Below are 15563 nucleotides of genomic sequence, written 5' to 3'. Positions count from 1 at the left end.
TGTGTGAAGTGATCTGCGAAAATTGTAAGCAAAGACCTGCAACAATAACCTTAACGCAAGTGAAAAATGGTCAGCAAATCACAAAACATTATTGCGAGATTTGTAGCCAACAATTACATCAGCATGATCATTCTCAGAATGAACATGTACCATTGCAACAGCTTTTTGCAGACTGGTTTGGTATTCCTACATGGTCAGCAAATGTACCGAAAAGCCAGCAACAGGAGGAGCATTTAATTTGTCCGAATTGTGGTATGACATACAAGCAATTTCTACATGATGGTAAATTCAATTGTCCAACATGTTACGATGCATTTCGCGATGAACTTCCACAAGTGATGAAGCGTCTTCATAATGGGGCAACACGACACGTTGGAAAAATGCCTGGTGCAGTCAATGCAACCTATAAATTAAAGCAAGAAATTGAAGGGTTGCGTAATGACATGAAGAAGGCTGTAGAAGAGGAGCGTTTTGAAGACGCTGCTACACTACGCGACCAGGCAAGAAAGCTTGAAAAAGAATTGCATGGCGGTGATTTGAATGGATAAAAAAGATACTTTTTTTAATGCGACTGATGTGAGATGGATGGCGGGCGATGTAGAACATGGCGATATTGTTATGAGTACCCGAATTCGTCTAGCTCGTAATTTGAAAGATTACCGCTTTCCCCGAGCTTTTTCAGAAGATGAAGCATTTAAATTGGATCAAACCATTTCAAATGTGTTGCTTGATGCAGAAACACTTGATCAGCACTTCACGCATATTGATATCGCAACGACGCCGATTCTTCAAAAGAAGGTGCTCGTCGAAAAACATTTAATTAGCCCACAGTTAGCGCATAAAGACCGTTCTGCATCTGTTGTTATTTCAGATGATGAATCAATGAGTGTTATGATTAATGAAGAAGATCATTTGCGTATTCAATGTATTGAGCCGGGACTAGATTTAGAAAAAGCCTATTTCAATGCCGATACACTTGATCGTTATTTAGAAGAGTATGTCCCGTATGCATTTGATGAAAAGTTTGGTTACTTAACAAGCTGTCCAACAAATACAGGAACGGGTATGCGTGCTTCGGTTATGATGCATTTACCAGCGTTAACAATGACTGATCAAATGGAACAAATTATTAGTATGATGCCTCGGCTTGGTATGGTCGTTCGTGGGATTTATGGCGAAGGAACAGAAGCTGTAGGTAATTATTATCAAATCTCAAATCAAGTAACACTAGGTAAATCAGAAGAAGAGATTTTGACAGACTTACAATCATTAGCAGAACAAATCGTACAACGAGAAAAAGAGTCTAGAAAAGCCCTGTTAGATCATGCGGAGACCATTATGAATGACCGAGTAAATCGTTCATTAGGAACATTACATTATGCCCGTATTTTAACGTCTGATGAAGCGGCAAATTGTTTATCTAACGTGCGATTGGGTATAGATTTAGGACTAATTGAAAACATTCCTACAAAGGTTTTAAATAAATGTATGTTGGTTATTCAACCAGGTTTTTTACAACAATACGTTGGCACTACATTAAAGCCAAACGAAAGAGATGTTTATCGTGCCACATTATTACGAGAGATATTAAATAATGTGAGACAGCGTGAAAAAGGAGACGATTCATATGATGTTTAACCACTTTACTCAGCGAGCTCAAAAGGTTCTACAATTAGCACAAGAGGAAGCAATTCGCATGAAACATGATGCGATCGGCACAGAACATATTCTACTTGGCCTTATTCGTGAAGGCGGCGGCATTGCAGCAAAAGCATTAGAAGCAATTGAAGTGACGCCTGAAGTAATTGAAGAAGGTATTGAAAAACTTGTAGGTGTCGGTACTAAAGATGTGGGTCCAGTCGTTCACTATACGCCACGTGCGAAAAAAGTGATCGAATTATCTGTCGATGAATCGCGTAAATTAGGTCACACATATATCGGTACAGAGCATATTTTATTAGCACTAATTCGTGAAGGTGAAGGTGTTGCAGCACGCGTATTAAATAATGCGGGTGTTAGCTTAAATAAAGCACGTCAACAAGTACTACAACTACTTGGTAATCATGATACAAATGCAGGTAGTAATGCTTCAGCTGCACCGACAGCAAATACACCTACATTAGATAGCTTAGCGCGTGATTTAACTCAAATCGCACGTGAAGGTAGCTTAGATCCAGTGATTGGACGTAGTAAAGAAATTACGCGTGTCATTGAAGTGTTATCACGTCGTACAAAAAATAACCCTGTCTTGATTGGTGAACCAGGTGTTGGTAAAACAGCGATTGCTGAAGGACTAGCACAACAAATTATTCACAATGAAGTACCAGAAATTTTACGCGACAAACGTGTTATGACTCTAGATATGGGTACAGTTGTAGCGGGTACAAAATACCGTGGTGAGTTTGAGGACCGTTTGAAAAAAGTAATGGATGAAATTCGCCAAGCTGGCAATGTCATCTTATTTATTGATGAGTTACACACATTAATTGGCGCTGGTGGTGCAGAGGGTGCAATTGATGCATCGAATATTTTAAAACCATCATTAGCTCGTGGAGAACTACAATGTATCGGTGCCACAACACTTGATGAATACCGTAAATATATTGAAAAAGATGCAGCACTTGAACGTCGTTTCCAACCGATTCAAGTTGATGAGCCTACTCCCGAAGAAGCTGTATTAATTATCCGTGGTCTGCGCGATCGTTATGAAGCGCATCACCGTGTGAAAATTACCGATGAAGCAGTAGAAGCAGCAGTTCAATTAAGTAATCGCTACATTTCAGACCGCTTCCTTCCAGATAAAGCAATTGACTTAATGGATGAAGCCGGTTCAAAAGTACGCTTACGTTCGTATACAACACCGCCTAATTTAAAAGAACTTGAACAAAAATTAGAGAGTGTAAAAGCTGAGAAAAATGCAGCAGTTCAAAGCCAAGAGTTTGAAAAAGCGGCGAACCTACGTGACTCTGAGCAAAAATTAAAAGATGAGTTAGAAGCAACGAAAAAAGAATGGAAAGAAAAACAAGGTCGTTCTGAATCAGAAGTAACAGTGAATGACATCGCCGAAGTTGTTGCAATGTGGACAGGTATTCCAGTAGCGAAAATCGCTCAAGAAGAATCTGAGAAATTGTTGAACTTAGAAGAAGAATTACACAAACGTGTAGTAGGGCAAAGTGAAGCGGTAAAAGCAATTTCTCGTGCTATCCGTCGTGCCCGTGCTGGATTAAAAGATCCAAAACGTCCAATCGGTTCATTTATCTTCCTTGGTCCAACAGGTGTTGGTAAAACAGAGCTTGGTCGTGCACTAGCAGAAGTTATGTTTGGTGATGAAGATTCGATGATTCGTATCGATATGTCTGAGTACATGGAGAAACATTCGACTTCACGTCTTGTTGGTTCACCTCCAGGTTATGTAGGTTACGATGAAGGTGGTCAATTGACTGAAAAAGTTCGTCGTAAACCTTACTCAGTTGTGTTACTAGATGAAATTGAAAAAGCGCATCCAGATGTGTTCAACATCTTGTTACAAGTTTTAGATGATGGTCGCTTAACAGATTCAAAAGGTCGCGTTGTTGATTTCCGTAACACAGTTGTCATCATGACATCAAATATTGGTGCAGAAGCATTGAAATATCGTAAGTCAGTTGGCTTTGGTGCCCAAGAAACAGCGAAAACAGAAGAAACTGCAAAAGGCGTTATGTTAGAAGAGCTGAAAAAAGCATTCCGCCCAGAATTTCTAAATCGTATTGATGAAACAATTGTCTTCCATGCACTTAAGAAAGAAGAGCTTGCAGAAATTGTTGGGAAAATGGCTGAACAGCTTACAAAACGTCTTGCGGAGCAACATATTGAGCTTGAATTAACACCGGCTGCACTAGATAAAATTGCAGAGGAAGGCTATGACCCAGAATACGGGGCACGACCTATTCGTCGAGCACTACAAAAGCATGTTGAAGACCGCTTATCAGAAGAAATTTTAAAAGGCGAAGTATTAACAGGTCAAGTTGTTGTGTTCGATGTTGATGCAGACGGAAAATTTATCGTTTCAACAAAAGAACCAGCCCCAGTAACTACTGAGAAATAATAAATTTAAAAATGGGAACGTCTGTACTATTAAGGCGTTCCTTTTTTGTTTTATAATAAACGTATAATCGTTTTACGGGAGGGTATTATGGCAAAGAAGAAATCAAAATTTGTTTGTAATGAATGTGGCTATGAAACAGCTAAGTGGATGGGGCGTTGTCCAGGCTGTGGTCAGTGGAATACGATGGTAGAGGAAGTAGAAGTTGTTGCGAAAGGCCCGCGTGGAGCATTTAAGCATTCCGAAATGGTGTCAGCTAAAGCAACACCCATTATTTCAGTAGAAACACAGGAAGAGCAGCGTGTTCCAACAGAATTAACTGAGTTTAACCGTGTGTTAGGTGGCGGTATTGTACCAGGCTCTCTTATTTTAATTGGTGGGGACCCGGGCATCGGGAAATCTACATTACTGCTACAAGTATCGGCATTATTATCGAATAAAAATCATCGGGTGCTTTATGTGTCAGGTGAAGAATCGATTCGCCAAACAAAATTACGTGCAGAGCGTTTAGGTGTTCAGTCACCAGAACTTTATATTTATGCTGAAACAAATCTTGAAATGATTAGTGAGACAATCGAGCAGACACAACCGAAGTTTGTCATTATTGACTCTATTCAAACGGTACATCACCCAGAAGTAACGTCAGCACCAGGTAGTGTATCACAGGTTCGAGAATGTACAGGGGAATTAATGCGTATTGCAAAAACAAAAAATATTGCCATCTTCTTAGTGGGACATGTAACGAAAGAGGGACAAATCGCGGGTCCACGTATTTTAGAGCATATGGTTGATACCGTACTGTACTTTGAAGGAGAGCGTCATCATAATCATCGTATTTTACGTAGCCAAAAAAACCGCTTCGGCTCAACGAATGAGATTGCGATTTTTGAAATGGTTCATGGAGGGCTAAAAGAAGTCTTAAATCCATCTGAAATGTTCCTTGAAGAACGTTCGCAAGGAGCACCGGGGTCAACAATTGTTGCATCGATGGAAGGAACTCGCCCAATTCTTGTAGAAATTCAAGCGCTTGTATCACCATCAAGTTTTAATTATCCAAAACGTATGGCGACAGGGTTAGATCAAAACCGTGTGTCATTATTAATGGCTGTTCTAGAAAAAAGGATGGGGTTTATGTTACAGGCACAAGATGCATTTATTAAAGTGGCTGGTGGTGTGAAGTTAGATGAGCCAGCTATTGATTTAGCTGTACTTGTTAGTATTGTTTCAAGTTTTAAAGATTTATCAGCTAATCCAACCGATTGTTTTGCGGGTGAAGTAGGGTTAACAGGTGAGGTACGTCGTGTTACACGTATCGAACAGCGTGTGAATGAAGCTGCTAAACTAGGGTTTAAACGTATCTTTATTCCAACTTCAAATATCGGAGGCTGGGATTTCCCAGCAGGAATCGAAGTCATTGGTGTTGAGCGTGTTGACCAAGCTTTAAAACAAGCATTCCGTGAACTGTAGTGCTAATTATTTCATTCTCGTTACAACAGGGCTGAATGAAGCGTAATTTAGGAATAATCTGTATAATAGTCAATTAAAGGGGAGGTGCATGTATGTTAAAACGAATTATTCAAGTCGTATTCCTGTTGATTGGAGGAACACTAGGGTTAGTCCTGTTACCGCCTTTATACAAGCTCATTCATTTATCCAATAATCCATGGATTAATAACCCGTATGTTTCTGTTTTAATAGGTGCGATTATTTTGTTTATTGTATCGTTCTTTATTGCAGACTATTTTGTAAAGTTTATTCGTTGGCTTGAGGAGAAATTATTAAAGGAGCCTAGTGGTGATTTACTATTTGGTACACTAGGTTTAATTATTGGGTTAATCGTTGCGTATCTTGTTGGTTTTGCGCTAGACAGCATTCGTATTCCAATAGTAACAACAGTATTACCGATTCTTTTATCAATTGTGCTCGGCTATTTAGGGTTTCAGGTTGGTTTTAAACGTCGTGAAGAATTAATGAGTGTATTTACATCACGTTCATCGAAGAAAAAAAGCGAGGATAGTAAAGAAGAATCTCTAGTATCGCCAGCCTCTTACAAGTTATTAGATACAAGTGTCATTATTGATGGTCGTATCGCTGATATTTGTCGTACAGGCTTTGTTGAGGGGACACTTGTTATTCCACAGTTTGTCCTAACCGAGCTACAGCATATAGCAGATTCTTCGGATACTTTAAAGCGAACAAAGGGACGTCGAGGTCTTGATATTTTAAAAGCACTTCAAGATGATCCGTTAACGACAGTTTTGTTAACAGAAGTTGATTTTGACGATGTACCAGAAGTGGATTTAAAATTAGTACGCCTTGCGAAGAAAATGGGTGGCGCGCAAATTGTGACAAATGATTTTAATTTGAATAAAGTGTGTGAACTCCACAATGTTCAAGTATTAAATATTAACGAGTTAGCAAATGCTGTGAAACCAGTTGTTATTCCTGGCGAAGAAATGCATGTCGTCGTCATCAAAGAAGGGAAAGAACATCACCAAGGTGTTGCTTACCTAGATGATGGTACGATGATTGTCGTCGAGGATGGGAAATCGTATATCGGGGATGCGATTACTGTTATTGTAACAAGTGTGCTTCAAACATCTGCTGGTCGTATGATTTTTGCAAAACCGAAAAAATAATTGATAATGGTTGAAGCTATGCGCTTCAGCCATTTTTTTAATACAATAAAGCTAATGGAACGGTGAGGGAGTGTAATAAATGGTATATGATGTTATTTTACCGGCAGCTGGTAGTGGTAAACGAATGGGTGCTGGAAAAAACAAATTATTTCTGGAGTTGAAAGAAAAACCTATTTTAATTCATACATTAGAGGTATTTGAGAAAGATGAATGGTGCCGTGGCATCTATTTAGCAGTGAAAGATAGCGAGCGCGAGTTTATTCAAAATTTACTTAAGCACTACCACATTACAAAAGTAAAAGCGATGCCAACCGGAGGAGCTGAGCGCCAATATAGTGTGCAGTCATGTATGAAAGCTATCGGAAATGGTGACATTGTACTTGTTCATGATGCGGCACGTCCATTTATTTTAGAACCAACTATTCATAAATTGGTAGAAGCGGCACAACAAAAAGGTGCAGCAATCGCAGGTGTACGTGCAAAGGATACAATGAAACGTGTTGAAGAGGGGATTATTCAAGAAACAGTCGACCGTTCAACGTTGTGGATGATTCAAACACCACAAGCATTTCGTTTTGAATTATTACAATACGCAGAAAATCATGCTGAGCAAGATGGATTTTTAGGAACAGATGAATCAATGCTTGTTGAGCGTGAGGGCGAATTTGTATATATGGTTGAGAGTAGCTATGAAAATGTTAAAATAACAACAAAAGAAGATTTGGTTTTTGGTGAAGCAATCTTAAACCAACGTATTGGAGGATAATTATATGTTTCGTGTAGGACAAGGTTTTGATGTACATGAGTTTGCAGAAGGACGCCCATTAATCATTGGCGGTATTGAGGTGCCAAGTGACAAAGGTTTACTAGGTCATTCAGATGCAGATGTATTATTACACACAGTAACAGATGCAGCATTAGGTGCGATTGGTGAGGGGGATATTGGTCATCATTTCCCTGATACAGATCCAGAATGGGAAGGTGCAGATTCTGCAAAACTCCTGTCATTCATTTGGGATAAGGTTGAAGCAAAAGGATATACGCTAGGAAATGTTGATTGCACGATTATGGCACAAGCACCAAAAATGGCCCCATATATTGAGCAAATGCGCAATCGTATCGCAGAACTTTTACATGCAGAGCCTTCACAAGTAAATGTAAAAGCGACAACTACAGAGAAATTAGGCTTTGTAGGACGTAAAGAAGGAATCGCTGCAATGGCAACAATTCTTCTAATTAAAAAGTAAGGCCGCTTTAAATTTCATATCACGAGTGGTAAAATTAAAAAAGTTGAATTTTTTCTCGACAAAATAGGAGGATTTTAATCATGACTAAAAAAGTTCGTGTACGTTATGCCCCAAGTCCAACTGGACATTTACACATTGGTGGCGCTCGTACAGCACTATTCAATTACTTATACGCAAAACATTACGACGGAGATTTTATCTTCCGTATTGAAGATACAGATATCGCTCGTAACATTGAAGGCGGCGAAGAATCACAACTTCATAACTTAGCTTGGATGGGAATTGAACCTGTTGAATCACCTGCAATCGGTGGTCCATACGCTCCTTATCGTCAAATGGAACGTTTAGACACATACAAAGATGCTGCTCAAAAATTAATCGATATGGGCATGGCTTACAAATGTTTCTGTACTTCAGAAGAATTAGAAGCAGAACGCGAAGCGCAACGTGAAGCAGGCGTAGCGGCGCCAATGTACAAAGGTACTTGCCGTCATTTAACTGCTGAACAAGTTGCAGAAAAAGAAGCAGCAGGCGCACCTTACACAATCCGCTTCAAAGTTCCTGAAAACGAAACATATGTAGTAGATGATTTAATTCGTGGTGAAGTTACGTTCGAATCTAAAGATATTGGTGACTGGGTAATCGTTAAAGCAAACGGCATCCCAACTTACAACTTCGCGGTAGTATTAGATGACCACCTAATGGAAATGTCACACGTATTCCGTGGTGAAGAACATTTATCTAACACTCCAAAACAATTAATGGTATATAAAGCATTTGGCTGGGAAGCTCCTCGCTTCGGTCATATGACTCTAATCATTAACGAAAATCACAAAAAATTATCAAAACGTGATGAATCAATTATCCAATTTATTTCTCAATATAAAGACCTTGGTTACTTACCAGCTGCAATGATTAACTTCCTTGCGTTACTTGGATGGTCTCCAGAAGGCGAAGAAGAAATTTTCTCTATGGACGAATTAATCGAGCAATTTGATGAAAAACGTTTAACAAAATCTCCTTCTATGTATGACATGACAAAATTAAAATGGATGAATAACCAATACATGAAAAAATTAACTCATGAAGAAGTTGTGGCACTTTGCCTTCCATTCTTACAAAAAGCAGGTCGTGTTGCTGAAAATCCAACAGCTGAAGAAGCTGAATGGGCAGATAAATTAATCGGTCTTTACCATGAACAAATGAGCTTCGGTGCTGAAATCGTTGAGCTTTCTGAAATGTTCTTCCAAGATCACGTTGAATTAAACGACGAAGAAAAAGAAGTATTAGCTGGCGAACAAGTTCCTGAAGTGCTTGCAACATTTAAAAAGAATCTTCTTGAATTAGAAGAATTTGAAGCTCCAGCAATTAAAAAAGCAATCAAAGCTGTTCAAAAAGAAACAGGTCATAAAGGTAAAAACCTATTCATGCCAATCCGCGTAGCAACTACTGGCGAAATGCACGGTCCAGAACTTGCAGATGCAATTGAAATCTTAGGTAAAGATACAGTTGTAAAACGTTTAGACGCACAACTAGGCTAATCGTTTTAAATAAAAAGAAGGGATGTCGTATTAGACGACTCCCTCTTTTTTGTTTTAGTTTTCAAAATTGAGGTTTCATTGTACAATAAATCTATCCAGTTCAAAACGTTGAAGAGGAAAAGTATGCGTTGTATGCTCCAAAGAGAGAGTCACCACTGGCTGAGAGTGACTTGAGTTGAGACATCGCAGAAATGCACCTCTGAGTGTTATGTTGAAATGTTAGTAGGCATGACCGGTTCGTCACCGTTAATAGACTACGAGTGGGAAAGTTTTTTCCAATCAGAGTGGAACCGCGCATACAGCGTCTCTGTCTATTTAGTAGATAGGGACGCTTTTTTTCGTGATTATGTTTTAATCGTAAGGGAATGAGAACAATACGATTATCGCTGGATCAACGTATAGAAACGATGTTTATTTAAAGGAGAGATGATCGCTCATGGCTATTCAAATTTTTAACTCACTAACTCGTGAAAAAGAAAACTTTGTGCCGATTGAAGAAGGAAAGGTACGCATGTATGTCTGCGGACCAACTGTTTATAACTATATTCACATTGGGAATGCACGTCCGGTAATCGTTTACGATACAGTACGTCGCTATTTAACTTACCGTGGATTTAAGGTTGATTATGTATCTAACTTCACAGATGTAGATGATAAAATTATTAAAGCAGCAAATGAACTAGGTGAGGAAGTACCGGAACTAACAGAACGTTTTATTAATGCGTACTTTGAAGACATTACAGCGTTAGGTTGCCAAAAAGCTGATTCGCATCCTCGTGTTACAGAACATATGGATGCTATTATTAACTTTATTGCTGTACTAGTAGAAAAAGGCTTTGCTTATGAATCACAAGGTGATGTCTATTACCGTACACGTAAATTTAAAGGCTACGGTAAATTATCTCATCAATCAGTAGATGATTTAAAAATTGGTGCTCGTATTGAAACAGGTGAGAAAAAAGAAGATGCACTTGATTTCGCATTATGGAAAGCTGCAAAACCAGGCGAGATTTTCTGGGAAAGCCCATGGGGAGAAGGTCGCCCGGGGTGGCATATTGAATGTTCTGTTATGGTTCATGAACATTTTGGTGATACAATCGATATTCATGCGGGTGGACAAGATTTAACTTTCCCACATCATGAAAATGAAATTGCGCAATCAGAAGCATATACAGAGAAACAATTTGCAAACTATTGGATGCATAATGGTTATATTAATATCGATAATGAAAAAATGTCAAAATCACTTGGTAACTTCATTCTTGTGCATGATATTATTCAACAAATCGATCCACAAGTGTTACGTTTCTTCATGCTTTCTGTTCATTATCGTCACCCAATCAACTTTGCACAAGATTTAGTAGAAGCTGCACAAAATGGACTGGATCGTCTACGTACATCTCGTAAAAATTTAGTGCACCGTTTAGAAAGCACAGCAAATTTAGCAGAGAAAAATGAAGCGGTATTTGAAACAATTGAGGCGGAACGACAAAACTTTACGTCAGCAATGGATGATGATTTTAATACAGCCAATGCTATCGCAACATTATTTGCGTTATCGACAGCCGCAAATAAATATTTAAACGAAGAGAATACAAACGAAGAAACGCTTAAAGCTTTAATCGATGTATTAGATGAGTTAGCAGGCGTATTGGGTATTATTTTAAATGTTAAAGAAGAATTATTAGACGAAGAAATTGATGCATTGATTGCGGAACGTCAACAAGCACGTAAAGATCGCAATTTCGCACGTTCTGATGAAATTCGTGACCAATTAAAAGATATGAATATTATCTTAGAAGATACACGCCAAGGCGTACGATGGAAACGAGGTTAAGAGAAGTGGGAGAACTTCGAGATGCAGATGTTAAACAAATAAATGCACTAGCTTTAGCTTATATGGGAGATGCGGTTTTAGAAATCGCTATTCGTGAGCACTTATTACGCTCAGGTCGTGTGAAGCCAAAAGTGTTGCACCGTGAAGCAACGCATTATGTTTCTGCAAAAGCACAAGCAATGGTCGTTCTTAAAATGAAGGCTGAAAACTATTTTACGGAAGAGGAGCTTGCGGTGCTACGCCGTGGCCGCAATGCAAAATCTGGTTCCGTACCAAAAAATACAGATGTACAAACTTACAACTATAGCTCCGCTTTTGAAGCAGTTATTGGTTATTTATATTTACTGGGTCAACAAGAACGCGTAGACAGTATTATTCAGTATGCAATCGACACAGTCGAAGAAAAAAATGAGGTGTCAAAATAATGAAATATGAACGAGATTATAAAAATGGCCGCAAACAGGACCGCGACGGACGTAAATATGACCGCCGTCCTGCGCGTGAACAAAAAACAGAAAATGTACTAGAAGTAGAACAAGAAGTAGATCATTCAAAAGAAATGATTGCGGGTAAAAACCCAGTCTTGGAAGCACTTCGTTCAACACGCGATATCAATAAAATTTGGATTGCTGAAGGCGTTAAAAAGAACGGTATTAAAGAACTTTTAGATATGGCGAGTGAACGTCGTATTGTTGTTCAATTTGTACCGAAGCAAAAAATTGATAATTTATCTTCCGAAAATCACCAAGGTGTTGTTGCGTCAGTTGCAGCATATAACTATGCAGAATTAGATGATATATTCAAAATTGCTGAAGAGCGTGGCGAAGACCCATTCATCATGATTTTAGATGAATTAGAAGACCCACATAACTTAGGTTCAATTATGCGTACAGCTGATGCAGTTGGAGCACACGGTATTATTATTCCGAGACGTCGTTCTGTATCATTAACTGCTGTTGTTGCAAAATCTTCAACAGGTGCAATTGAATACATTCCAACGGTACGTGTTAATAACTTATCACAAACAGTTGATGAGTTAAAAGAACGAGGTGTTTGGATTGCGGGTACAGATGCGAAAGGTTCACAAGATTACCGTCGCATGGATGCTACATTACCATTAGCTGTTATTATTGGCAGTGAAGGCAAAGGTATGAGCCGCATTCTAAAAGAAAAATGTGATTTCCTTTATAATTTACCGATGGTTGGCCATGTTACATCTTTAAATGCATCTGTAGCGGCATCGCTTTTGATGTATGAAGTGTATCGTAAACGTCACGAACTATAAGTGAGGGATGCTTATGAAGGACATTTTGATCGTAGATGGCTATAACATGATCGGTGACTGGGGCGAATTGAAACAGTTAAAAGATAAGCATCAACTAATTGACGCACGCGATCGATTAATTGAGCTATTAGCTGAATATCAAGCGTATTCACAATATAAGATTATTGTTGTGTTTGATGCGTATCAAGTCCCAGGCGTTGCTACAAAAGAAAAACAACATGATGTAGAAATCATTTATACACGTGTAAAAGAAACAGCAGATGAGTGTATTGAAGCGTTGACGATGGATAAAATCCAAAAATATGGTCGCTTAACACGCATTACTGTTGCAACTTCAGATATGGCAGAGCAAAGTGTTATTTTTGGGAATGGGGCACTACGCATGCCAGCTTCTGAATTGTTTACAGCAGTTCGGGAATCACAGCGGCAAATTACGCAAACAGTTAATAAAGACTATGCGCGTCAACGAAAGTTTTCAAATCGAGTTCAATTAGATGCTGAAACACAAAGTAAGCTAGAAAATATGCGTCGTGGCTTGAAATAGACGGACATTAATAGTTGGGGTGATTTTGTGATAACAAGTAAATTGCAGCACCAGTATAGTAGTATGACCGATGAAGAACTCGTTAGATTCACTAGGCAAGGCGATAGTGAAGCACTTGATTTTTTGATTACAAAATATAAGCCGCTCGTAAGAATTAAAGTGAAATCTTATTTTTTAATTGGCGCAGATAAAGAAGATATCATTCAAGAAGGAATGATTGGTTTATTTAAAGCTGTGCGTGACTTTAGTGATGTGCACCAAGCATCATTTAAAGCATTTGCAGAACTATGTATTACACGTCAAATTATTACAGCAATTAAAACAGCTACTCGACAAAAACATATTCCATTAAATTCGTACGTATCACTTGATAAACCTGTAGGGGATGAAGATCAAGCAAGTACATTAATGGATTTATTACAAACAGATGCCAGTGAAGACCCAGCAAATTTTGTTGTACATCGAGAACAATTTTTAGATATGGAATCGCGTATCAACGAGTTATTAAGTCCTTTTGAACAAAAAGTCCTAGCGCTTTATATTGATGGATGTAGTTACCAAGAAATTTCTGAACAATTAAAGCGCCATGTGAAGTCAATTGACAACGCCTTACAACGAATTAAACGTAAACTTGAGCAACAATTGACTGCAAACTGACACAATGTGCTTTATTGACAGCTTATGGTATTAGATGATAGTCTGTATAAGGACAAATGCCTGAAAGGTGATTTTTATTATGGCAAACAAAGTTGTGCTATGCTGCGAAAAATGCGGCGCTCGTAATTATAATTTACCTGCCCCAAAGGATAGCTCAAAAAGAATGGAATTAAAGAAATATTGTTCGAACTGTAATGAACATACATTACACAAACAAACAAGATAAATTTCGTTAATCATAAAAGATTTTTATTTTTATTCGGAGGTTAGGTTGGATGGGAAAGCTTAAAAAATTTTTCAGCAATGTTTTTTCTGAAATGCGTAAAACTAGCTGGCCTAAACGTAAAGAGCTTAGCAAATACACACTAGTTGTACTTTCTACATTACTCTTTATGGCAGTGTTCTTTATGCTAGTCGATTTAGGAATATCAAAATTATTCCGCATGTACTTGGATTTATAAGCGAAAAAATGTTAATATTTTTGAAGGAGCCCGTAAAAGCGGGTTTTTTCATTTGCCTTTAAAAAAAGGAGGGAAAGGACAATTTAGTCCTGTTAATTATGGAAAAAAATTGGTATGTCGTTCATACTTACTCTGGTTATGAGAACAAAGTAAAGTTAAACCTAGAAAAACGTATTGAAACGATGGGTATGCAAGATAAAATTTTCCGTGTCATCGTTCCTGAAGAAGAAGAAACAGAAGTAAAAGATGGCCGTAAAAAAACATATATGCGTAAAACATTCCCTGGTTATGTATTAGTTGAACTAATCATGACAGATGATGCTTGGTACGTTGTACGTAATACACCAGGTGTTACAGGTTTCATTGGCTCTTCAGGTGGTGGGGTTAAACCAACTCCATTATTACCTGAAGAAGTAGAACATATTTTAACTAAAATGGCTGAAAGCGAGAAAAGTGTTGATCTTGATTTCGCTGTAGGTGATCTTGTTGAAGTATTAGAAGGACCATTCGCTCACTTCCAAGGGAAAGTAGAAGAAATCCTTGCTACTGAAGAAAAAATTAAAGTTACAGTAGATATGTTCGGACGCGAAACAACAATGGAATTAGCTTTCGATCAAGTACTAAAAGTTTAATTTGGTTTAATTATGCTTGCCTTGCATAATTAAAAGTGTTATTATTTTTTAGGTCAGACTATGACTAAGTTATAGTCGACTAACAGTAATTTTTAATGTTATCGGAAATAAGCCGACAGACAGATATTTGAGTGGGAGGGGCAACCCAATTACCACATCACGGACTTAAGGAGGTGTGTCTCGTGGCTAAAAAAGTTGTTAAAGTTGTAAAACTTCAAATTCAAGCTGGTAAAGCAAACCCAGCGCCACCAGTAGGTCCTGCATTAGGTCAAGCAGGTGTTAACATCATGGGATTCTGTAAAGAATTCAATGCTCGTACACAAGACCAAGCAGGTTTAATCATTCCAGTTGAGATTTCTGTATTTGAAGATCGTTCATTCACTTTCATTACAAAAACTCCACCAGCTGCAGTATTACTTAAAGTAGCAGCAGGTATTAAATCTGGTTCTGGTGAGCCAAACAAGAAAAAAGTAGCTACAGTGAAACGTGACCAAGTTCGCGAAATCGCTGAAACTAAAATGCCAGACTTAAACGCAGGTTCTGTAGAAGCTGCTATGTTAATGGTAGAAGGTACTGCACGTAGCATGGGTATTGTCGTAGAAGACTAATACTCATTACTTGATAAAAGTATTGTTTTTG

17 protein-coding genes and 1 other annotated feature are annotated in these 15563 nt (G+C 38.3%); all 17 genes read left to right on the top strand.

Annotated elements, in window-relative coordinates:
* Positions 1–8 precede the first annotated feature (8 nt).
* Positions 9–548 carry a UvrB/UvrC motif-containing protein gene (locus KTHG_RS18795; protein WP_139995865.1) on the top strand — a complete coding sequence of 180 codons (540 nt, stop codon included), beginning with the start codon at positions 9–11 and terminating at the stop codon, positions 546–548.
* Entirely contained in the window at positions 541–1638 is a 1098-nt protein-coding gene (gene mcsB, locus KTHG_RS18790; RefSeq protein WP_139995863.1) for a protein-arginine kinase McsB, read from the top strand. Before KTHG_RS18795 ends, mcsB begins: the two co-directional genes overlap by 8 nt.
* Complete coding sequence (locus tag KTHG_RS18785) at positions 1628–4084, top strand: ATP-dependent Clp protease ATP-binding subunit (RefSeq protein ID WP_126991993.1); 2457 nt, start codon at positions 1628–1630, stop codon at positions 4082–4084. Before mcsB ends, KTHG_RS18785 begins: the two co-directional genes overlap by 11 nt.
* Positions 4085–4171: 87 nt before the next feature.
* Complete coding sequence (gene radA, locus KTHG_RS18780) at positions 4172–5548, top strand: DNA repair protein RadA (RefSeq protein ID WP_139995861.1); 1377 nt, start codon at positions 4172–4174, stop codon at positions 5546–5548.
* 92 nt (positions 5549–5640) lie between these two features.
* Positions 5641–6720, top strand: coding sequence for a PIN/TRAM domain-containing protein (locus KTHG_RS18775; protein ID WP_139995859.1), 1080 nt, complete (start codon positions 5641–5643; stop codon positions 6718–6720).
* Positions 6721–6799: 79 nt separating this feature from the next.
* Positions 6800–7486: a 2-C-methyl-D-erythritol 4-phosphate cytidylyltransferase gene (gene ispD, locus KTHG_RS18770; protein WP_126991990.1), complete on the top strand. Its 687-nt coding sequence runs from the start codon at positions 6800–6802 to the stop codon at positions 7484–7486.
* A 4-nt stretch (positions 7487–7490) separates the two neighbouring features.
* Positions 7491–7967 carry a 2-C-methyl-D-erythritol 2,4-cyclodiphosphate synthase gene (ispF, locus tag KTHG_RS18765; RefSeq protein ID WP_126991989.1) on the top strand — a complete coding sequence of 159 codons (477 nt, stop codon included), beginning with the start codon at positions 7491–7493 and terminating at the stop codon, positions 7965–7967.
* Positions 7968–8047: 80 nt separating this feature from the next.
* The gene (gltX, locus tag KTHG_RS18760) at positions 8048–9508 is read left to right on the top strand and encodes a glutamate--tRNA ligase (protein WP_126991988.1); all 1461 of its coding nucleotides are present in this window, start codon (positions 8048–8050) and stop codon (positions 9506–9508) included.
* 99 nt (positions 9509–9607) lie between these two features.
* Positions 9608–9820 (top strand) — a binding site (T-box leader).
* A gap of 124 nt (positions 9821–9944) precedes the next feature.
* Positions 9945–11345, top strand: coding sequence for a cysteine--tRNA ligase (cysS, locus tag KTHG_RS18755; protein WP_139995857.1), 1401 nt, complete (start codon positions 9945–9947; stop codon positions 11343–11345).
* Between the two features lie 5 nt (positions 11346–11350).
* Positions 11351–11770: a Mini-ribonuclease 3 gene (locus tag KTHG_RS18750; RefSeq protein ID WP_126991986.1), complete on the top strand. Its 420-nt coding sequence runs from the start codon at positions 11351–11353 to the stop codon at positions 11768–11770.
* Between the two features lie 134 nt (positions 11771–11904).
* A complete protein-coding gene (rlmB, locus tag KTHG_RS18745) occupies positions 11905–12630 on the top strand; it encodes a 23S rRNA (guanosine(2251)-2'-O)-methyltransferase RlmB (protein ID WP_233600633.1) in 726 nt (241 codons plus the stop codon).
* A gap of 13 nt (positions 12631–12643) precedes the next feature.
* The gene (locus KTHG_RS18740) at positions 12644–13174 is read left to right on the top strand and encodes an NYN domain-containing protein (protein WP_126991984.1); all 531 of its coding nucleotides are present in this window, start codon (positions 12644–12646) and stop codon (positions 13172–13174) included.
* A 63-nt stretch (positions 13175–13237) separates the two neighbouring features.
* The gene (gene sigH / locus KTHG_RS18735) at positions 13238–13831 is read left to right on the top strand and encodes an RNA polymerase sporulation sigma factor SigH (RefSeq protein ID WP_233600632.1); all 594 of its coding nucleotides are present in this window, start codon (positions 13238–13240) and stop codon (positions 13829–13831) included.
* A gap of 79 nt (positions 13832–13910) precedes the next feature.
* Positions 13911–14057, top strand: coding sequence for a 50S ribosomal protein L33 (gene rpmG / locus KTHG_RS18730; protein ID WP_010290442.1), 147 nt, complete (start codon positions 13911–13913; stop codon positions 14055–14057).
* A 49-nt stretch (positions 14058–14106) separates the two neighbouring features.
* The gene (secE, locus tag KTHG_RS18725; RefSeq protein WP_126991983.1) at positions 14107–14292 is read left to right on the top strand and encodes a preprotein translocase subunit SecE; all 186 of its coding nucleotides are present in this window, start codon (positions 14107–14109) and stop codon (positions 14290–14292) included.
* A 98-nt stretch (positions 14293–14390) separates the two neighbouring features.
* On the top strand, positions 14391–14924 hold the full coding sequence (gene nusG / locus KTHG_RS18720; protein WP_126991982.1) for a transcription termination/antitermination protein NusG: 534 nt from the start codon (positions 14391–14393) through the stop codon (positions 14922–14924).
* A gap of 182 nt (positions 14925–15106) precedes the next feature.
* Positions 15107–15532 carry a 50S ribosomal protein L11 gene (rplK, locus tag KTHG_RS18715; protein WP_139995853.1) on the top strand — a complete coding sequence of 142 codons (426 nt, stop codon included), beginning with the start codon at positions 15107–15109 and terminating at the stop codon, positions 15530–15532.
* Positions 15533–15563: the final 31 nt, after the last annotated feature.

The organism is Kurthia sp. Dielmo, from assembly GCF_000307285.2.
Taxonomy (GTDB): Bacteria; Bacillota; Bacilli; order Bacillales_A; family Planococcaceae; genus Kurthia; species Kurthia populi.
This window is presented reverse-complemented; position numbering and strand designations above follow the sequence as displayed.